At 70.4% G+C, this 20042-nt stretch carries 20 protein-coding genes; 9 read left to right on the plus strand and 11 right to left on the minus strand.

Annotation, left to right across the window (positions count from 1 at the left end; all coding sequences use genetic code 11):
* Positions 1–140 precede the first annotated feature (140 nt).
* The 10 genes from IH26_RS0114775 to IH26_RS0114820 form a co-directional block, all read right to left on the minus strand.
* Positions 141–2186, minus strand: a complete 2046-nt coding sequence (locus IH26_RS0114775; RefSeq protein WP_030436754.1) for a hypothetical protein — start codon at positions 2184–2186, stop codon at positions 141–143.
* Entirely contained in the window at positions 2183–2836 is a 654-nt protein-coding gene (locus tag IH26_RS0114780; protein ID WP_030436755.1) for a prepilin-type N-terminal cleavage/methylation domain-containing protein, read from the minus strand. Before IH26_RS0114780 ends, IH26_RS0114775 begins: the two co-directional genes overlap by 4 nt.
* Positions 2827–3303: a type IV pilus modification PilV family protein gene (locus tag IH26_RS0114785; protein WP_030436756.1), complete on the minus strand. Its 477-nt coding sequence runs from the start codon at positions 3301–3303 to the stop codon at positions 2827–2829. The genes IH26_RS0114780 and IH26_RS0114785 overlap by 10 nt, the downstream gene beginning before the upstream one ends.
* Positions 3303–4505 (minus strand): type II secretion system F family protein, encoded by a 1203-nt coding sequence (locus tag IH26_RS0114790; RefSeq protein WP_030436757.1) that lies wholly within the window; start codon positions 4503–4505, stop codon positions 3303–3305. Before IH26_RS0114790 ends, IH26_RS0114785 begins: the two co-directional genes overlap by 1 nt.
* A gap of 1 nt (position 4506) precedes the next feature.
* Complete coding sequence (locus tag IH26_RS0114795; RefSeq protein ID WP_245665194.1) at positions 4507–6294, minus strand: GspE/PulE family protein; 1788 nt, start codon at positions 6292–6294, stop codon at positions 4507–4509.
* Positions 6291–7379: a type IV pilus twitching motility protein PilT gene (locus IH26_RS0114800; protein ID WP_030436759.1), complete on the minus strand. Its 1089-nt coding sequence runs from the start codon at positions 7377–7379 to the stop codon at positions 6291–6293. Before IH26_RS0114800 ends, IH26_RS0114795 begins: the two co-directional genes overlap by 4 nt.
* Positions 7380–7470: 91 nt before the next feature.
* Complete coding sequence (locus IH26_RS0114805; protein ID WP_030436760.1) at positions 7471–7803, minus strand: competence type IV pilus major pilin ComGC; 333 nt, start codon at positions 7801–7803, stop codon at positions 7471–7473.
* Between the two features lie 139 nt (positions 7804–7942).
* On the minus strand, positions 7943–8386 hold the full coding sequence (locus IH26_RS0114810; protein WP_157437196.1) for a hypothetical protein: 444 nt from the start codon (positions 8384–8386) through the stop codon (positions 7943–7945).
* Positions 8377–8802, minus strand: a complete 426-nt coding sequence (locus IH26_RS0114815; protein WP_030436762.1) for a hypothetical protein — start codon at positions 8800–8802, stop codon at positions 8377–8379. The genes IH26_RS0114810 and IH26_RS0114815 overlap by 10 nt, the downstream gene beginning before the upstream one ends.
* A 72-nt stretch (positions 8803–8874) precedes the next feature.
* Positions 8875–9345: a hypothetical protein gene (locus IH26_RS0114820; RefSeq protein WP_030436763.1), complete on the minus strand. Its 471-nt coding sequence runs from the start codon at positions 9343–9345 to the stop codon at positions 8875–8877.
* A gap of 307 nt (positions 9346–9652) precedes the next feature.
* Between IH26_RS0114820 and IH26_RS0114825 the strand changes: the two genes are divergently transcribed.
* The 5 genes from IH26_RS0114825 (at position 9653) to IH26_RS0114845 (ending at position 15413) form a co-directional block, all read left to right on the plus strand.
* Complete coding sequence (locus tag IH26_RS0114825) at positions 9653–10522, plus strand: AAA family ATPase (RefSeq protein WP_030436764.1); 870 nt, start codon at positions 9653–9655, stop codon at positions 10520–10522.
* Positions 10512–11576 (plus strand): vWA domain-containing protein, encoded by a 1065-nt coding sequence (locus tag IH26_RS0114830; protein ID WP_030436765.1) that lies wholly within the window; start codon positions 10512–10514, stop codon positions 11574–11576. The genes IH26_RS0114825 and IH26_RS0114830 overlap by 11 nt, the downstream gene beginning before the upstream one ends.
* 107 nt (positions 11577–11683) lie before the next feature.
* Positions 11684–12181, plus strand: a complete 498-nt coding sequence (locus tag IH26_RS0114835; RefSeq protein ID WP_084598835.1) for a (2Fe-2S)-binding protein — start codon at positions 11684–11686, stop codon at positions 12179–12181.
* On the plus strand, positions 12178–14562 hold the full coding sequence (locus IH26_RS0114840; RefSeq protein WP_030436767.1) for a xanthine dehydrogenase family protein molybdopterin-binding subunit: 2385 nt from the start codon (positions 12178–12180) through the stop codon (positions 14560–14562). The genes IH26_RS0114835 and IH26_RS0114840 overlap by 4 nt, the downstream gene beginning before the upstream one ends.
* Entirely contained in the window at positions 14559–15413 is an 855-nt protein-coding gene (locus IH26_RS0114845; RefSeq protein WP_030436768.1) for an FAD binding domain-containing protein, read from the plus strand. Before IH26_RS0114840 ends, IH26_RS0114845 begins: the two co-directional genes overlap by 4 nt.
* Here IH26_RS0114845 and IH26_RS0114850 read toward each other — a convergent pair.
* The gene (locus tag IH26_RS0114850) at positions 15410–16318 is read right to left on the minus strand and encodes a LysR family transcriptional regulator (RefSeq protein ID WP_030436769.1); all 909 of its coding nucleotides are present in this window, start codon (positions 16316–16318) and stop codon (positions 15410–15412) included. The two genes, IH26_RS0114845 and IH26_RS0114850, sit on opposite strands and share 4 nt — an antisense overlap.
* 80 nt (positions 16319–16398) lie before the next feature.
* Between IH26_RS0114850 and IH26_RS0114855 the strand changes: the two genes are divergently transcribed.
* From IH26_RS0114855 to IH26_RS0114870, 4 genes are read left to right on the plus strand one after another with little or no spacing between them, the layout of a single operon-like run.
* Positions 16399–17388, plus strand: a complete 990-nt coding sequence (locus IH26_RS0114855) for a class 1 fructose-bisphosphatase (RefSeq protein ID WP_051808113.1) — start codon at positions 16399–16401, stop codon at positions 17386–17388.
* Between the two features lie 5 nt (positions 17389–17393).
* Positions 17394–18266 carry a phosphoribulokinase gene (locus tag IH26_RS0114860; RefSeq protein WP_030436771.1) on the plus strand — a complete coding sequence of 291 codons (873 nt, stop codon included), beginning with the start codon at positions 17394–17396 and terminating at the stop codon, positions 18264–18266.
* Between the two features lie 22 nt (positions 18267–18288).
* Positions 18289–19716: a form I ribulose bisphosphate carboxylase large subunit gene (locus tag IH26_RS0114865; protein WP_030436772.1), complete on the plus strand. Its 1428-nt coding sequence runs from the start codon at positions 18289–18291 to the stop codon at positions 19714–19716.
* 10 nt (positions 19717–19726) lie between these two features.
* Positions 19727–20029: a ribulose bisphosphate carboxylase small subunit gene (locus IH26_RS0114870; RefSeq protein ID WP_030436773.1), complete on the plus strand. Its 303-nt coding sequence runs from the start codon at positions 19727–19729 to the stop codon at positions 20027–20029.
* Positions 20030–20042: the final 13 nt, after the last annotated feature.

Below are 20042 nucleotides of genomic sequence, written 5' to 3' on the forward strand. Positions count from 1 at the left end.
AGGCGTCCGTCCGGGGGCCGTTCATCGCAAGCCGCTCCTTCCCCGAAGTCGATGACCGACAGTATCGTTGCCGGCGACGGCGTGTCATCGGGCGGGCGCCAGGAAAAATGCCATCAGTCAAGGGAATCGGGTCTGGGTCGCTAGCCGGTCGGGGTCCAGTTCAGGATGGCTATCTGGCGTTTGCCGGCGGTGGGCGCGGACGGGTTCGCGTCGACGATCGCCACCTTGGCCCGGAGCACGGGATTGCCGGTGGTGCCGCACGTGCTGGCGGCCGGGCAGACGTACGCGGTGAGGTAGACGGCGTAGGCGAAGCCCGGAGCGTCGTCGGGCACCTCGATGACCGCGCCGATGTAGGCGAAGCTCCCGGTCTGCTTGATCTGCAACGACCGACTGATCACGCCGAACCGGAAGACCTGCTCGGAGAGGTTGTTCAGGTTGATGTCGAGGGCGGCCTTGGGCGTGTACGTCGTGCCCTGCACGTAGAACTGACTGCCCGGGCTGTTGGTGGTCGTGACGACCGCGCACGACGTCGAGGTGGAGGAGCCGGTGTACGGAACGGCGGTCGTGCAACCGCTCTCGGCGCGCAGGCTCGTGTACGACAGGTCGAGCTGGATGGCATCGATGGATTCGGTGTCGTTCTGTTTGCTGACGGTGCTGGTGACCGCGATCTGGGCGCCGGTGAAGGTGCCGGCGTAGATGGCGGCGGCCAGGCTGGTGTCGGTCAGCGTGATCGATTTTGTGTCGTTGTTCCAGGCGCTGCCGCCATTCTCCCCAGTGATCGAAGCCGTCGGGTAGGTGGGGCCGCCGTTCGGAGTGAGGGTCACGTTCAGGCTGTCGCTGGTGGTCGTGTCCCCGTGCCGGTGAACCACGCGTACGGTCGCGCTCTTCAGAATCGACCCGGCCGGAATGGCGGTCGTCGGTGTGACGCCGACCGTGAGCGATCCGGTCAGCTTGGCGTTGGTGCTCTTGAAGCCGGCCGCATTGGTGCCGTCGATGGTGCCGAGGTTGGTGACCGTCGCCGTGGTGCTGTAGTCGCCGGTCGTCGGCACGCTGGTCACGCCGAGCGTGTTCACAGTGGTCGAATCGGCGGAGGAGAGGCCGTAGATGGCGACCGGCGGCTTCGTGTAGTCGAAGTTGACGCCGTCGGGCTTCCAGCCACCGCAGATCTCGGCCTGGCCGGCCCTGACCATCATCTGGCTGTCGCCGCCGAACATGAACTGCACGCCGGCCGCCGTCTTGCTGTCGATCGGGTCGACGCACGCGCCGGGGATCGTCGTCGAGGCGGACAGCGTGCCGGTCGGCGTGCCGGCCACCAGCGTGCCGTCGTTGATCGTCCAGATGTCGCTGCCCGGCTGGAGCTGTGAGCTCCTGATCGGGTCGGAGTTGTGGAAGTCGAAGTAGTAGTTGCCCGGCTGGAACCACCAGACGCTTCCGGAGCACCTGCTGCTGTTGGTCATCATGCTCGAAAGGGTCACCGCGTCGTCATAACGGCCGGGGGTGAACGTCAGGACCGAGTTCTTCTTGGTGCAGGCCGGCAGCGTCTGGAGCGCCGGCGCGGCGCTGACGTTCGGCGCGTACCCCGGGTCGGCGCCGAGCGGGTTGGCCACGGTCGACGAGCAGCTCGGCGCCGGCGTGCTCTGGATCGAGCCGGTACAGGGTCCCTTGGCGTAGACGGCGTTGTTGGTCGTGAGCGACCCGCCGGTCACGTTGATGGTGGAGTTCGAGTAGATACTGCCGTGCACCCGGAAGGTCGAGGTGTTCGGCTGCTTGATCTGCAGACCGTCCTCACCGGGGGCGGTGGCGGTGGTGCCGAGCGTCAAGATCGCGCTGCCGGGCCGGTTGCAGTTGGACAGAGACGGGCACTGGATCCGCACCGCCGACGCTGGGTCGGAACTGCAGGCGACCGCAGCAGAGGTGGTTCCGTCGAAGGACGGCAGCGACAGGGTGTTCGACGATCCGAAGCAGTTCCCGCTCGCGGTCGACGTGCTGTTGCGGATGTTGTTGATGGCGGCCTGCACCGCGCCGTCGGCGTCCGCCCCGGTCGAGGCCTGGCCGCGCAGGTTGATCGTGGTGCGCAGGCTGGTGTCGGCGAACGACAGCAGCGCGCCCAGCACCACGGCGACGACCGAGATCACGAGCAGCACCAGGATCAGCACGGCGCCTTCGTCGTCCTGTCGGCGTTTCACTGTTGCCTCCGGTGGCCGGTCAGCGTGATCGGGTAAGGGTCGGCGCCGGGCGTCGTGACCGTGAACGCGAGCGTCACCGTCTGCGGCACGGCGGTGCCGTTGCAGGTCGTGGGGCCGGAGCAGGAAACGACAAAGGGAGACGACGGGTCGATGTCGTGGGTCAGCACGATGTCGGTCGTGGTACTGCCCGTGCAGACCAGCCGGTGCAACTCGTTCACGGTGCCGACCGTCGCCAGGTAGTACGCCACGATCCGGGTGGTGCGGGTGGCGGGGCTGGTCGTTGTGTCCCAGTCGTCGCCGAGCAGCCTGATCTTCGCGGTCGGCGTCGCCGACGTGCCGCACACCTGACCGCCGGCGTCGTAGGCCGCGTCCACCTGAATCGAGCTCTTGAACGGGATGGTCCCGCCGGCCCCGGTGGTGGTGTAGTCCCGCAGGCCGAGCCCGGCCACGTCCCGGGCCAGGTAGGCGGCGCCGATCTGGGCGTCGTTGGAAAGTGTCATCCGGGCCGAGGTGGCGTCGGTGTTCTTGAAGTAGAGGATCAACGACTCCGCCAGTGGAACCACGATGGCCGTCGTGATGACGACCACGAGCAGCAGCTCGATCAGGGTGAAGCCGGCGTCGTCCCGCTCGGATTCAACGGTCAGGCGCATAGCGAGTCCGCCAGTCCGCAGGGCTTGCGCACCACGATGACGAGTTGCTCAACGGCGCCCTTTGCGCCTAATGGCGTCGCGTCCGGATTGGGCACGTCGGCGCTCCAGACCCGGAGGGTGAGCTGACGCAGGCCCATGTCGATGGTGCAGGAGTTGGACCAGGCCGACCCGGTCCAATAGCGGACCGTCTTGATGGATGCGGAATAGCCGGCCGGGGGCGTGTAGCTCACGCTGAGGGCGGCACATCCCGTGGGGTATCCCCCGGTGTCGACCGCCTGGGTGATCGCCTCGGCGTAGTTGTGCAGGGTGACGTCGGCGGTGCTCTGCTTGCGATGGATGTCGGACACCTGGATACCGGTCACGAGGGAGCCGAGCACGGCGACCACGGCGGTCGACATGATGGTGATCGCGACCACCAGTTCGATCAGTGTCTCGCCGCTGTCCGAGCGGCCGGCGGCGGCCCGCATCAGACGTGGACCTGGTTGAAGATGCCGTACATCGCGGAGACCAGCGCGACCGCGACGAAGCCGACGATGCCGCCCATCACGATGATCATTACCGGCTCGAAGAGCGCCGTGAGCTTCTTGAGCTTGTAGTCCAGCTCGCCCTCGTAGTACTTGGCGGTCACCTCGAGCTGGGCATCCAGGGTGCCGGTCTCCTCGCCGACGCGGATCATCCGGGCGGCGGTACCGGGGAACAGCCCGGTCGCGGAGAGCGGCCCGGCCAGGCCTTCGCCCTGCAGGACCCGCTCGCTCACCCGGCTGAGCGCCCGGACGAAGACCAGGTTGTTCAGCGAGGACGTGGAGACGTAAAGGGCGGATGGCAACGGGACGCCGGCGCTGACCATCGAGGCGAAGATCCGGCAGAACCGTTCGACCAGGGTGAACTGGATGGTGGTGCCGAGCACCGGGACTCGGAGGAGGACGTTCTCCACGGCATGCCGCCCGGATACGGTCCGCAGCAGGACGAAGACTACCAGCGCGAGGGTCGCGACCGTGGCCAGGATCGCCCACCACCAATGGGTGACGAAGTCGGTGGCGGCCAGCATCATCCGGGTCGGGAGGGGCAGTTTGGCATCCAGGTCGGCGAAGAAGGTCTTGAAGCGCGGCAGCACGAACCCGGCCAGAATGACGATCGTGACCACCGACATGACGGCGATCATGATCGGGTAGATCATGGCCGACGTGATCCGGCGACGGGCCTCCAGGTCGCGTTCGAGATAGCGGGCGAGCTGGGACAGAACCACGTCCAACTGCCCGGTGAGCTCGGCCGACCGCAGGATGCCACGGTAGAACTCCGGGAAGACCTTGGGGTGTTGGTCGAGGCAGTCGGAGAGGGTCTCGCCGCGACGCAGCCCCTCCTCGACCCCGGCCATCATCTTCCGGATGGCCGAGTTGCTCGCTTCGACGCCGAGGGTGTGCACCGCCTCGACGATCGTCAGGCCGGCCGCGATGAAGGCGCCCAACTGCCGGGAGAGGTGCATGACCTCCTCCCGCTTGATACGCGGCGAGGTCAGCTCCAACTGCATCGCGCTCTTCTTCTCGGCCAGTCGGACGCCGCGCAGATCCCGCTCGTACAGTGCAAGCTCGGCCTCCTCGCGGGAGTCGGCCTTGTGCACACCGGAGACCTCGTGCCCGTCCGGACGTACGGCGGTGTAGGCGAATTTCATCTCAGCTCCCCGGTATGTAGATCGAGCGGAGGATCTCGGCGGGAGTGGTCACACCGTCGCTCACCAGCCGCGCCGCCTCCTCCTGAAGGGTGCGCATGCCCTCCTTGCGGGCGGTCTGCCGGATCTCGTCGTGCCCCGCGCTGGCCAGGATGTGCGCGCGGATGGCCTCGGTGACCGGCATCATCTCGTACACGCCGACCCGGTCCAGGTAGCCGGTGCGCGCGCAGAAGTTGCAGCCCGCGCCGCGGACGAAGCCGCCCCGGGGCGGCCGGCCGCCGATCGCCGTGAGCAGCGCCTGCTCCTGCTGCGAGGGCTGGTAGCGCTCGGTGCAGTGCCGACAGATCCGGCGGACCAGGCGCTGGGCGAGCACGGCCGTGACGGAGGAGGCCACCAAGAAGTGCTCGATGCCCATGTCGAGCAGCCGGTGCAGGGCCGAGACCGCATCGGTAGCGTGCAGCGAGGAGAGGACGAAGTGCCCGGTCAGCGCGGACTGCACCGCGATGCTGGCGGTTTCGACGTCCCGGATCTCGCCGACCAGGATCACGTCGGGATCCTGCCGGAGGATCGACTTCAAGCCGTCGGCGAAGGTGAGCCCGGCCGCCTCGTTGATCTGGATCTGGTTGATCGACGGGAACGTGTACTCGACCGGGTCCTCGATCGTCATGATGTTGCGTTCCGGGCTGTTGATCTCGTTTAGCGAGCCGTACAGCGTCGTGGTCTTTCCGCTGCCGGTCGGGCCCGCGCAAATCACCATCCCGTACGGGGCACGCAGCAGCCCAGAGTACTTGGCGGTCATCTGCGGGCTCATGCCGAGTTTGGCGAGTTCGTAGAGTGGGCGACTCTTGTCGAGCACCCGCATGACGACCTTCTCGCCACCCACCACCGCGGTCGTCGACACCCGGATGTCGACCGGAATGCTCTCGACCTCCATGCTGATCTGGCCGTCCTGCGGCCGGCGGCGCTCGACGATGTTCATGCCGCCGAGGATCTTGATGCGGCTGACCAGCGCGGCGCCCATCGAGCCGGGCAGGTCGAGCATGTCGTGCAGCGCGCCGTCGATCCGGAACCGAACGCGGATGCGTTCTCCTTGCGGCTCGATGTGAATGTCCGAGGCACGGTCCCGCCGGGCCTGTGTGAGGATCATCTGGACGACCTGGACCACCGGCGCGTCCTCGTGCGCGGCCGGCGAGGCGGCCCGGGCCACGTCGCGGCGGCCGATCTCACGGGCCTCGAACGCCTTGATCTGTACGCCGACGCCACTCAGCGCGCGATAGCCGTTGCCGATCGCGCGGAGGATCTCGGACTGCGGCGCGACCCGAAGCGTGATGACCTTGCCGATCGCCTGGGCGAGGGCCTTGCCGACCGCCTCGGTGGGCAGCGCGACCGCGACCTCGACCTCGTCGTCCTGGACGGCGAGCGGGATGGCGAGCAGGTCGCGGGCGGTGGCCTCGGCCAGCTGCGCGACGGCGGAATCCTCCGGGGTGACCTGGCGCAGGTCGACGACGGGGAGGCCGTGCTGGTGGGCGATCGCTCGGGCGACGTCGCGCTCGCGGACCGCGCCGCTCTCGACCAGCAGCTGGCCGAGGCGCTTGCCGGCGCCCTGCTTGGCGGCGTCGAGGGCGGCCAGCACGTCTTCGCGCTTGGCCATGCCGGCGTGCAGCAGCAGTTCGCCGAGGCGCTGACCACCCTTCTCGATGGTCAGATCGGTGGGGCGGGCCGGCGCGGGAAGCACGGCGGTGGCGGCTTGGGGTTCGGGGACGGCCTGCTCGGGCCGGTTGCGCAGCCTCACGAGCCGGCACCCACCCGTACGCGGGGACGAGCCTCGATATCGCGCGGATAGAGGCTGCGGGCCATGGCGTCGTCATGGGTGATCAGGCCGTTCTGCACCAAGGCGGAGAGCGAGTGCTCGAGCGTCTGCATGCCCGCGCGCTGGCCGCTCACCAGGGCATTGCGCAGCTGGTGCTGCTTGCCTTCCTTGATCAGGTTGCGCACCGCGCTGTCCGCGACCAGCACCTCGTACGCGGCGACCATGCCGCCGCCGATCCGCGGGACCAGCCGTTGGTAGACGATGCCGGTCAGCGCCGCCGCAAGCTGGACCCGAACCTGCTCCTGCTGGTGTGCCGGGAAGACGTCGATGATGCGGGCCAAAGCCTGACTGGTGTCGTTGGTGTGCAGGGTGGCGAACACGAGGTGGCCGGTCTCGGCGAGGGTGAGCGCGAACCCGATCGACTCCAGGTCGCGCATCTCGCCGACGAGCAGGACGTCGGGATCCTCGCGGAGGGCGGCCCGGAGCGCGTCGGAGAACGACTTGGTGTCGGTGCCGACCTCGCGCTGGCTGACCATCGAGCGGCGGTGTTCGTGCACGTACTCGATCGGGTCCTCGATCGTGACGATGTGGCAGGCCCGGTCGAAGTTGATCTGATTGATCACCGAGGCCAGGGTGGTCGACTTGCCCGAGCCGGTCGGGCCGGTGACCAGGATCAGGCCCTGGTGCTGGCGCACGAAGGAGCCCAGTACCGGCGGCAGGCCGAGCTGGGCCATGGTCGGGATCTGGGCGGGGATCATCCGGAGCGCGACCGCGGTCTCGCCCCGCTGCCGAAAGGCGTTGCCGCGGATCCGGGCGGTGTCGCGCCAGGTGAAGGAGAAGTCGTACTCGTGGTTGGCCGATCGTTCGGCGGCCTGCTCCTGGGAAAGCAGTTCGGCGAGTAATTCCTCGGTGTCCGAGCCGGTGAGCACCGGCGCCTCGGTCACCGGGCGCAGCTGCCCGTCGATCCGGATCTGCGGCTGCATGCCGGCGGTCAGGAGCAGGTCGCTGCCGCGCGCCTGCCAGAGGATGTCGAGGAGCGCATCGGCGCGTCCACCGATCACGGTCATAGTCACGAGAACCTCCGATGGAGACAGGCGGGCGAAAGGGGACGTCTGGGCGAGGCGAACGATCACCCCGCCCAGACGCGGCGCCGGGCAATCAGCAGCCGGCCGTGCCGTTCGCCGTGACGGTGCCGTCGGCGGCGATGGCGAGGGTCGTTCCCGGGGTCGACTGGAGGTATCCGCCCTTGACGAGCTGGTCAATCGTGGTCGGGTAGGTGAAGCTGTTCTTGGCGTAGAAGGCCTGGACGGCGATCTGGGCGTTCTTCAGATCGGACTTGCACACCGCGCTCTTGCCGTCGTTCTTGAAGGCGTCGACGCCGAAGATCGTGATGCCGGCCAGGATGCCGATCACGACCACGACGATCAGGAGCTCGATGAGGGTGAAGCCTTCGTCGTTCTTGCGGGCGGCCAGAAGACGCTGACGGAGCATGGTGATCTGCTTTCTCTAGAGGGTTGCCGCCGGGGCGGCAGAAAAAGGGCGTGCAGCAACCTGCCGCCCACGGCGGCGGCCGGCGTCCATTGCGTGCGGCGGTGCGGAATGGATCGGTTCGAATCAGGGAAGTGCCGGGTCAGGGAGTGACCGGACCGGCGACCGAGGTGTAGTCCCTCCATCCGGAGGTCTGCGTCTGGCTTGCCATCGCGTACGCCTTGACGCCTTTGAAGCTGTTCGCAGTCGTGCCGTTGTAGGAGCTGTTGTTCGTCATGACGGACAGGGTCGTCACGATCGACGCGCTCGGACACGGCCATGTCGCGTTGGTCGCGCAGAACACCACGTTGACGGTGAACGGCGAGGTACCGAACGACGAGCTCGTGCCGATGGTGCCGGACACCGAGTAGGCCTTGCCCTGCGTGGACAGCGTCAGGGTGATGGCCCTGGCGACGCCGCTTGCGGTACGCACGGTGCCGGTGCCGGTGCCGTTCGAGCGCCAGTACGCCTGCGCCGGTTGCGCGACCGTGCCGGCCACCGCCAGTGCGGCCAGGGTCGTGGCCACGGTTCGCCGGGTCAGTGCCATTGTTCGGCCTTTCCGGCGTAGGTGAGCGGGAACGACACCCTCTTGCAGGCGTCCGGCGCCTGCGTGGACAGCTTGACGGTCAGTTCGATGACGACCTGGCCGCGGCCGGCGACGATCGTTTCCGGCGTACCGGAGAAGCTGGTGATCGTCAGCAGGCTCGCCGGGCAGGCCGAGCTGGCCGGGCCGGCCGTCGCTGATGCCGAGTTGAGGCGGATGGGCTGGGAGTCCGGGTTGGCCACCGTCAGTCGCAGCGGGACCGGGATGCCGGGCACCAGCCCGCCGACCGATCCGCTGAGGGTGAAGGCGTGCCCGGGCGCCGAGTTGTTGTCCGACCCGGCCAGGGCCAATTGCCGTCCACCGAGGACCCCGACCACGGCGACGGCCGCCAGGCCGGCTGCGATGGCGTACTTCCGCATCTCCCGCACCCTCCGCTCAGCTCGTACGAACAGGGTCCGGGCGGGTCGCACGGGACCCGCCCGGAGCCGGTGTCAGGAGCTGGTCGCGTTGTAGGTGACCGTGACGGTCGCGCCCTTGCAGGAGTCCTGGTTGGTGTTCGCCACGTTCGTCATCGCGACGGTGCCCGAGAAGTCGGCGTGGTTGTTCGCCGCGACGCTGGTGGGCGGCGAGGACAGCGTGACGGTGTACCACGAGGCGAGGCAGCCGGCGTTGGCGTGCGTGCTGTCGACGGTCGCCGCCGCCGTGAGGACGAAGGGAACGTTGAAGGTGTTCGAGTTGGTGACGGTGCCGCTGACCGGCTGAGCGGTGCCGCCGGGGGTGAGCGCCGTTCCGCTGAAGGTGTCCTGGGTGATGCTGAGCGGGGTGCTGGCGGCGGCGGTGCCGGCGGTGCCGGAGCCCTGGCCGTTGGCGGTCCAGTAGGCGAAGGCGGCGGTGCCGGAGACGGCGAGGACGCCGCCCACGATCGCGGCGGCGACGGCCGGCTTGCGGTAGTTGAACTTCATGTCCGTACTCCTCGAGGGGCATCGGCCGGGGGTGGGCCGAACAGTCCTTCGGGGTCGGTTTCGCCTCTTGCTCCCTGCCGGACCCTAGGGCGACCAAATCGTCCGGCAGATCATCGCTTCCCGGCGGCTCTGTGAACCGCTGGGGACAGTTAAGTGGGTCACGGCAGGTCCGAGATCACCCTTTTGGCCAGGTCTTATGCGGCCGAATAGGGCATACCGAATTTGTTTGATCAAAAACCATATACCGCTAATCGTCAGATGAATCCGCGGCTAGCCAGGGGATCTTCCGTACGCGCATAGTGAAGCCGTGCCCGGATACGCGGACCCCGCCGCCCTGGCCGCGGCGCTGGCCGCGGCCGGCTATCTCGCCGACGAGGGGCTGGCAGTCGCCGGGTTCCTCGCGCTCAAGCTGCACCGGCCGGTCTTCCTCGAGGGGGACGCGGGCGTCGGCAAGACGGCCTTCGCGAGCGCCCTGGCCGAGGCGACCAGTCTCCCCCTGGTGCGGCTGCAGTGCTACGAGGGGCTCGACGCGGCGCAGGCCCTCTACGACTGGGACTTCCCCCGCCAGGTGCTGCATCTGCGCGCGGTGGAGGCGGCCGCCGACGGCGCCCGTACGGTCGAGGAATTGGAGGCCGGACTGTACGACCGGCGCTTCCTCGTTGCCCGGCCGCTGCTGCAGGCGATCGAGCAGGCCCCCTGCGTGCTGCTGATCGACGAAGTCGACCGGGCCGACGACGAGTTCGAGGCGTACCTGCTCGAACTGCTCGCCGACGCCGCGGTGACCATCCCGGAGCTGGGCCGGATAGTCGCCGCCGAGCCGCCGCTGGTCGTGGTGACCAGCAACCGGACCCGCGAGGTGCACGACGCGCTCAAGCGGCGGTGCCTCTACCACTGGGTCGGGCACCCCACGCCGGAGCGCGAGGCGGCGATCCTGCGCGCGCGGCTGCCCGGGGTGACCGAGCGACTGGCCGTGCAGATCGCCGACGCGACCGCCCGGCTCCGCGCGCTCGACCTGATCAAGCCGCCCGGCGTGGCCGAGTCGATCGACTGGGCGGCGGCGATCGGGGCGCTCGGCGCCGACGCGCTCACCGCCGAGATCACCAGCCTGACACTCGGGGCGGTGCTCAAGGTCCGCGACGACATGGAGCGGGTCCGGGCGGCGACGGATGCTTCTTGACCTGGTCGCCGCGGTGCGCGCGGCCGGCGTCCCGGCGACGCCGGACCGGGTCCAGGCGATGGTCCGGGCGCTCGACGCGACCGGTCCGGACCTGCTCTACTGGGCGGCCCGCCTGACGCTGTGCGGTTCGCCGGACGACATCGCCCGGTTCGACGCGGCGTTCGCCGGGTTCACCCGGGACGCCGAGCCGCGGGGCACCCCGTGGCAACTGCGCCGGCTGCCGGAGCGCGCTCTGTTCCGCGCCGAGTCGCCGCGGGGCGAGGCGGTGACCGGGGAGCCGGGCCTCGCGGTCCGGGCCGCCGACGCCGAGGTGCTGCGCCACCGGGATCTGGCCACCCTGTCGGCGGTCGAGCGGGCCGAGGCCATGCGTTTGCTTGCACTGACCGCGGCGGTCGATCCGATGCGCCCCGGGCGGCGGTACCGGCCGTGGCACCGAGGACGGACCGACTCGCGCCGGACCATGCGGGCGATGCTGCGCGCGGCCGGCGAGCCTCGCGTGCCGGCCCGGCGGGCCCGCCGCCCCCGGCCGCGCCGGCTGGTGCTGATCGCCGACGTCTCCGGGTCGATGGCGCCGTACGCGGACGCGCTGCTGCGACTCGGGCACGCGCTGGTCCAGGGCCGTCCCCGATGGACGGAGGTCTACACGCTCGGCACCCGGCTGACCCGGGTCACCCCGCACCTGCGGGCCCTCGACGTGGCGGCGGCGGTACGCGCGGCCGGGCAGGCGATCCCGGACTGGAGCGGCGGCACCCGGCTCGCCGACACGCTCACCGATTTCCTGCGCCGGTACGGGCATCGCGGCGTCGCCCGGCGCGCCGTCGTGGTCGTGTTCAGCGACGGCTGGGAGCGGGGCGACCCGGCGCCGCTCGGCGAGGCGGCGGCCCACGTGCGCCGGCTCGCGCACCGGCTGATCTGGGCGACCCCGCACGCCGGGCGCCCCGGATTCGCGCCGACGGCCGGCGGTCTGGCCGCCGTGCTCCCCCACGTCGACGCCCTCGTCGCCGGGCACAGCATCGCCGCAATCGAGGAGCTTCTGCGCGAGGTGTCGCGCTGACTCGATCAGCCCTTGCGCGTGATCGGGTCTGTGAGGAAACTCACCAGGAGTGGGTGGCCCGTGCGCGTCCGCCGCGGGCCGTTTCCTCGGCCACCGCGGGAGGCGCCGTGTCTTCCACCGCAAAAATCACCGTGACCGTCGACGGCGACCAGTACATCGACACCGTCGAGGCGCGAACTCTCCTGGTCCACTACCTCCGCGAGACGATCGGCAAGGTCGGCACCGTCATCGGCTGCGACACCAGCAACTGCGGCTCGTGCACCGTCCTGATGAGCACCGCCGACGAGCCCGCTCGCAGCGTCAAGAGCTGCTCGGTCCTCGCCGTGCAGGCCGACGGCGCGACCGTCACCACCGTCGAGGGCCTGGCCGCCCCGGACGGCTCCCTGCACCCCGTGCAGCGGGCCTTCCACGAGATGCACGGACTCCAGTGCGGCTACTGCACCCCCGGCATGATCATGTCGGCGATCGACCTGCTGCGGGAGAACCCGGACCCGACCGACGAGGAGATCCGCGACGGTCTCTCCGGCAACCTCTGCCGCTGCACCGGCTACCAGAACATCGTCCGGGCCGTAAGGGCCGCCGCGGGCGAGGAGGTGGCACCGTGACCGCCACCGACGAGCGCGAGGTCGGCGCCGCCCGCCGGCGCAAGGAGGACGCGCGGCTGATCACCGGCCGCACCCGCTGGACCGACAACCTCACCGTGCCCGGCCTGCTGCACATGGCAATCCTGCGCAGCCCGTTCGCCTCCGCCCGGATCGTCTCGGTGGACACCTCGGCGGCGCTGAGCCGGCCCAACGTGGTCGCCGCGTTCAGCGGCGCCGACGTCGCGGACGTGCAGGGCAGCCTGCCGTGCGCGTGGCCGGTGACCGAGGACATCGTGCACCCCGACCGGCCGCCGCTCGCCGTCGACGTGATCCGCCATCACGGCGAGGCCGTCGCCGTCGTGGTCGCCCGCGACCGGGCCAGCGCGATGGACGCGCTGGAGGCGATCGAGGTGGACTACGAGCCGCTGACGCCCGTGCTCGACCTCGAGGAGGCGCTCGCCGAGGGCTCGACGCTGGTGCATCCCGACAAGGGCACGAACCTGTCGTACACCTGGGTCTTCGACTCGGCGGCGGCCGGCACGGGCGCCGACGTCGGCGCGGTGGACGCCGAGGTCGTGCTCGAACGCCGCTACGTCCAGCAGCGGCTCATCCCGGCCTTCATGGAGCCGCGCAGCGTCATCGTCGACCCGGGCGCGGGCGACTACACGATCTGGTCGTCCACCCAGATCCCGCACATCCTGCGGGTGTTCTACGCGCTGCTCACCGGCACGCCCGAGCACAAGATCCGGGTCATCGCCCCCGACGTGGGCGGCGGCTTCGGCGGCAAGCTGCACGTGACCCCGGAAGAGCTGATCACGTTCATGGCGGCGCGGCGGATCGGCCGCCCGGTCAAGTACACCGAGACCCGCAGCGAGACGATGCTCGCCGGCCATCACGGCCGGGACATGATCCAGGACGTACGGCTGACCGCGCGCCGGGACGGCACGGTCACCGGCATCTCGGTGAAGCTGATCGCCAACATGGGCGCCTACCTCGGCCTCGTCGGGCCGGGCACGCCCATCCTCGGCGCCTTCATGTACAACGGGATCTACAAGTTCGCCGCGTACCGCTTCGAGTGCACCGGCGTGTTCACCAACACGACGCTGACCGATCCGTATCGCGGGGCCGGCCGCCCCGAGGCGACCTATCTGATCGAGCGGGTGATGGACGAGCTCGCCGTCGAGCTCGGCCTCGATCCGATCGAGGTACGCCGGCGCAACTGGATCAAGAAGGAGGAGTTCCCGTTCACCACGGTGGCGGGGCTCGTCTACGACTCCGGCGACTACGACGCCGCCACCGACAAGGCGCTCGCGCTGCTGGGCTACGACGAGTTGCGCAAGGAGCAGGAGCTCCGGCGCGCGTCCGGCGATCCGGTGCAACTGGGGATCGGTACCTCGACGTACACGGAAATGTGTGGTTTGGCTCCTTCGCGGATCCTCGGCGCGTTGCGGTACGCGGCGGGTGGCTGGGAGACGGCATCCGTGCGGGTGCTGCCCACCGGCAAGGTTGAGGTGGTCACCGGCGTCAGCCCGCACGGCCAGGGGCACGAGACCGCGTGGAGCCAGATCGTCGCCGACGAGCTCGGCGTGGCCTTCGACGACGTCGAGGTGCTGCACGGCGACACCCGCACCTCGCACAAGGGCCTCGACACGTACGGCTCGAGGTCGCTCGCGGTCGGCGGGATAGCGCTGGTGGAGGCGTGCCGCAAGGTGCGCGACAAGGCCCGTACGGTGGCCGCGCACATGCTCGAGTGCAGCCCGGACGACCTGGAGTTCACCGGCGGCGCCTTCCGGGTCCGGGGCACACCGGACGCGGCCAAGACGGTCGCCGACGCCGCGTTCGCCGTGTTCGCGGCGCACGACCTGCCCGACGGCATCGAGCCGACGCTGGACGCGGACGCGACGTTCGACCCGGAGACCTTCTCCTTCCCGCACGGCACGCACCTGTGCGCGGTCGAGGTCGACACCCAGACCGGGCACGTGGCCATCCGCAAGTACGTCGCGGTCGACGACGTCGGCAAGGTGATCAACCCGACCATCGTCGAGGGCCAGGTGCACGGCGGCGTCGCCCAGGGCATCGCGCAGGCGCTGCACGAGGAGGCCGTCTACGACGAGTCGGGCACGCTGGTGACCGGTTCCTTCGTCGAGTACACCCCGCCGGCCGCCGCCGACCTGCCGGACATCGTCACCGACCGCACCGAGACCCCGGCGACGACGCACCCGCTCGGCGTCAAGGGCGTCGGCGAGGCCGGCACGATCGCGTCGACCCCCGCGGTGGTCAACGCGATCGTGGACGCGCTGCGCCCGTACGGGGTGCGCGACGTCCCGATGCCGTGCACGCCGGAGCGGGTCTGGCGGGCGATCCGAGCAGTCGGAACGGAAACGGAGGGTGGACGGTCATGATCCCGGTTGCCTTCGACTACCTGCGTCCGGCCAGCGTGGACGAGGCGGTCGCCGCGCTCGCCGACGGCGGGGAGGATGCCAAGGTCCTGGCCGGCGGCCAGAGCCTGATCCCGGTGCTGCGGCTGCGGCTGTCGGCCCCGAGCCTGCTGGTCGACCTGGGCGGCGTGGCGCAGCTGCGCGGCGTCCGCGAGGAGGGCGACGCGCTGTCCATCGGGGCGATGACCACGCATGACGAGGTGGCGAGCTCGCCGCTGGTCCGCCGGCACGCGCCGCTGCTGGCGGCGATGGCGGCCACCATCGGCGACCGGCAGGTCCGTCATCGCGGCACGCTCGGCGGCTCGCTGTCGCACGCCGACCCGGCGGCCGACATGCCGGCCGCGGCGGCCGCGCTGGAGGCGCGCTACGTGCTGGCCGGGCCGTCCGGCCGGCGGGTGGTCTCGGCGGCCGACTTCGCGGTCGACCTGTTCACCACGGCACTCGCCGACGACGAGGTGCTGGTCGAGATCCAAGTGCCCAAGATGGACGGCTGGGGCTCGCACTACGAGAAGTTCCACCGGATGGTGCAGGCGTGGGCGATCGTCGGGGTGGCCGCGATGGTGCGGCGCACCGACGGCGTCATCGAGTCGGCCCGGGTGACGCTGACCAACATGGGCCCGACCGCGTTGCGGGCGACCGCGGTGGAGCAGGCGCTGGCCGGCTGCGCCGCCGACCGGGCGGCCATCGAGGAGGCGTGCTCGGTCGCGGCCGAGGGCACCTCGCCGATCGACGACCTGACCGCCTCGGCCGAGTACCGGCGGCACCTCGCCCGGGTGCTGGCCGGCCGGGCGGTCGCGGCGGCGGCGGGCGTCTAACGCGTAGGGAGGTAATCGGCGCCGGTGAGGGCCACGTAGTTCCACAAGGCGGTGACGGCCGGGCCCGCGGTCCGGCTGGCCATCCGGACGAGCAGCCAGTGCCGGTGGATCGGCAGGCCGTCGACGTCGAGGATGGCCAGCCGGCCGTCGTGCACCTCGGCGGCGATGGTGTGCGCCGAGATCAGGGCGATGCCGAGCCCGGCCATCACCGCTTGCTTGATGGTCTCGTTGGAGTCCAGCTCCATGCCGATCACCGGCTCGTGGCCGGCCGCGGCGAACATCGCGTCGAGGTGCAGCCGGGTGCCGGAGCCGTGCTCGCGGACCAGGAAGGTCTCCTCGGTGACCCGCTGGAACGCGAGGCGCTCGGAGCCGGCCAGCGGATGCCGCGGCGAGGTGACGATGACGTACGGATGGTCGCCGAAGACCTGTTGCTCGACGACGAGCCCCTGCGGCGGCCGCCCCATGATCGCGAGGTCGACCGAGTAGTCCTCCAGCCGCGCGATGATCTCTTCGCGGTTGCCGAAGGCGAGTTCGATGCCGATCTTCGGGTAGGCGAGGCGGAAGGCGGCGATCAGGTGCGGCGTGAAGTACTTCGCGGTGCTCACCGCGCCCACGGTGACCCGGCCCGCCTCGGCCGAGTGCAGGGCGCGCAAACCCTCGTCGCAGGCGGCCAGCTCGGCGCGGATGCGGGCGTGGGTCTCGGCGAGCAGCCGCCCGGCGTCGGTCGGGCGCTGCCCGTGCGGGCCGCGTTCCAGCAGCGGCAGGCCGGCCGCCGCTTCGAGCCGGCGTAGCTGCTGGGCGATCGCCGGCCCGGTCAGGTGCAGGCGCTCGGCCGCGCCGGCCAGCGAGCCCGCACGAATCGTCTCGGCCAGAAACTCCATCTGGCGAAGGGTTACGTCCTTCATGCCCGAAGCATAGTTATGCTTTCGTCGAAGGCAGAAAACCATGCCTTGGCTTTGCGCCGCCGCTGGTCACACACTCGGTCATGGCTGTCGACCACGCACCCCTCGCCTTGCCGCCGGTCGGAGATCTCGGCGGATCCAGCCGGCCCGCCCTCGCCGCCGCCGATGTCGTCACGCGGCTGACCTCGGCCGGCGCCCTGCTGGCCCACATGATCGCGACCCGGACGGCCGACCCGTGCGTCCTGGAGTCGCGGGCCCGCACCCTCTACCGGGACGCCCTCGCCGGCGCCGACGTCGCCGCCGTGGGCATGGCCGGCGAGGCGGCGCCGGTGATCGTGGACCGCCGCGGCAGCGTCGTCGTGACCCTGGTCGCGGTGGACGAGCCGGCCAACCTCGCGATCGACGCGACGGTCGGCACGATCTTCTCGGTGCTGCCGGTCACCGACGTCATCGGCGGCGGGTTGCTCCAGCCGGGCCGGCGGCAGTTGGTGGCCGGGATCATCGTGTTCGGCCCGGCCACCCGGCTGGCGCTGACCGTCGGGGCGGGCACCGACCTGTACGCGCTGGGCCCGGCGGGCTTCACCCGGGTGCGGCGCGAGGTCGAGGTGCCGCCGGAGTCGGGCGAGTATGCGATCAACGCCGCCAACGCCCGGCAGTGGCACCGCGGCATCCGCTCCTACGTGGGCGACCTGGTCAGCGGCAGCAGCGGACCGCGGCGGCGCGATTTCAGCATGCGCTGGCTCGGGTCGCTGGCGGCCGAGGCGTACGGCGTGCTGTCCCGCGGCGGCATCTACCTCTGTCCCGCCGAGACCGGCGGGCCGCACCCGCGCGGGCGGACCCGCCTGGTGTACGAGGCCAATCCGGTCGCGTGGCTGTGCGAGCAGGCGGGCGGCGCCGCGACCGACGGTCGTACCGAGACCCTCGACCTGGTTCCGGCCGCGCTCCACCAGCGGACGCCGCTGGTGTTCGGCTCGCGCAGCAAGGTCGAGCGGGTGCGCCGCTACCTGTCCGACACGCCGGCCCGGCACGAGGACTCGCCGCTGTTCGCCCACCGCGGCCTGTTCCGGACCTGAGGGTCATGTCGGTCCGGCACCCGATCATCGTGGTCACCGGCTCCTCCGGAGCGGGAACGACAACCGTCAAGAACACCTTCGTCCAGATCTTCCGGCGCGAGGGGATCCGCGCGGCCTACCTCGAGGGCGACGCGTTCCACCGCTACGACCGGGAGGGCATGCGGGCCGCCATCGCCGAGGCGGAGCGCCGGGGCAACCGGCATTTCAGCCACTTCAGCCCCGAGGCGAATCTCCTCGACGAACTCGGCGAGACGTTCGAGGAGTTCGCCACCAAGGGAACCGGGCGCACCCGGCACTACGTGCACGACGAGATCGAGGCCCGGGCGTACGGCTGCCCGGCCGGCACGTTCACGCCCTGGCGGGACTTCGGCCCCGACGTCGACGTGCTGTTCTACGAGGGCCTGCACGGCGCGGCGGCCACCCCGACGGTGGACCTCGCCGCGTACGGGGATCTCAAGATCGGCGTGGTCCCGGTGATCAACCTGGAGTGGATCCAGAAGCTGCACCGGGACCGCAGCAGCCGCGGGTACACGCCGGCGGCCATCACCGATGTGATCCTGCGCCGGATGCCGGACTACATCGGGACGATCACGCCGCAGTTCACCAAGACGGACATCAACTTCCAGCGGGTGCCGACCGTGGACACGTCCAACCCGTTCGTCGCCCGCACCATCCCGTCGCCGGCCGAGTCGCTGGTCGTGATCCGGTTCCGGGACGCGAGCGGCATCGACTTCCCGTACCTGCTCGCCATGATCCACGACAGCTTCATGTCCCGGGCCAACTCGATCGTCATCCCCGGCGGCCGGCTCGACCTGGCCATGCAGCTGATCCTCACCCCCATGATCCAGCGGCTCGTGGAGAGCCGCCGAGCCGGCTGACCACCCCTCGGAGGAGATGCAAATGACCGCGACGCTACCGGCCAAGATGTATCAGGCCGGCGTGCATCCGTACGCCGCGACCTACTGGGACCCCGGTTACCGGCCCGCCGACACCGACCTGCTCGCCTGCTTCAAGGTGGTCGCCCAGGAGGGCGTGCCGCGCGAGGAGGCGGCCGCCGCGATCGCCGCCGAGAGCTCCACCGGCACCTGGACGACGGTGTGGACCGACCTGCTCACCGATCTGGACCACTACAAGGGCCGCGCCTACCGGATCGAGGACGTGCCCGGCGACACACCGGCGTTCTACGCCTTCGTCGCGTACCCCCTCGATCTCTTCGAGGAGGGATCCGTGGTCAACGTCCTGACGTCGCTGGCCGGCAACGTCTTCGGCTTCAAGGCGATCCGGTCGCTGCGGCTGGAGGACGTCCGCTTCCCGCTGGCCTTCGTGCTGACCTGCGGCGGCCCGCCGAACGGCATCCGGGTCGAGCGCGACAAGCTGGACAAGTACGGGCGGCCGCTGCTGGGCTGCACCATCAAGCCCAAGCTCGGGCTCTCCGCCCGCAACTACGGCCGGGCGGTGTACGAGTGCCTGCGCGGCGGCCTCGACTTCACCAAGGACGACGAGAACATCAACTCGCAGCCGTTCATGCGCTGGCGCGACCGGTACGAGGCGGTGGCCAAAGCGATCCGGCAGGCCGAGGCGGAGACCGGCGAGCGCAAGGGCCACTACCTCAACGTCACGGCCGGCACGGTCGAGGACATGTTCGAGCGCGCCGAGTTCGCCCGCGAACTGGACATGCCGATCATCATGCACGACTACCTGACCGCCGGCTTCACCGCGCACGCCTCGCTGGCCAACTGGGCCCGCCGCAACGGCATGCTGCTGCACGTCCACCGCGCGCTGCACGCCGTGCTGGACCGCAACCCGCGGCACGGCATCCACTTCCGGGTGCTGACCAAGGCGCTGCGGCTGGCCGGCGGCGACCACCTGCACTCCGGCACGGTGGTCGGCAAGCTGGAGGGCGACCGGCAGGCGACGCTGGGCTGGATCGACCTCATGCGCGAGTCCTTCGTGGCCGAGGACCGCTCCCGCGGGATCTTCTTCGACCAGCACTTCGGGCACATGCCGGGGGTGTTCCCGGTGGCCTCCGGCGGCATCCACGTCGGGCACGTCCCGGCCCTGGTCGACATCTTCGGCGACGACTCGGTGCTGCAGTTCGGCGGCGGCACGCTGGGCCACCCGTGGGGCAACGCGGCCGGCGCGACCGCGAACCGAGTCGCGGTCGAGGCCTGCGTGCTCGCCCGCAACGCCGGACAGAATCTCGACCGGGACGGTGCCGAGATCCTGCGCGCGGCGGCCGGGCACAGCCCGGAGCTCGAGGCAGCCCTGCAGACCTGGGGCGACGTGCGCTTCGAATTCGACGTGGTCGACAAGATCGACCAGGCCTGAGGGAGAGCTCATGGAGATGAAGACCGGAACCTACTCCTACCTGCCGCCGCTGACCCCGGCGCAGATCCGCGGGCAGGTGCGGCACATCGTCGCGGCCGGCTGGATCCCGGCCGTCGAGCACTGCGCGCCCGCGGACGCGCCGGGCGCCTACTGGTCGATGTGGAAGCTCCCGCTGTTCGGCGTCCAGGAGCCGGACGTGGTGCTGGCCGAACTGGACGCCTGCCGGGCCGCCAACCCGGCGCACCTGGTGCGGGTGCTCGGCTACGACCCGAAGCGCCAGACACTGGGCCTGGCCTTCGTGACACATCGCTGACGGCGGCGATATG

Source organism: Actinoplanes subtropicus (genome assembly GCF_000721705.1).
Classification (GTDB): domain Bacteria; phylum Actinomycetota; class Actinomycetes; order Mycobacteriales; family Micromonosporaceae; genus Actinoplanes; species Actinoplanes subtropicus.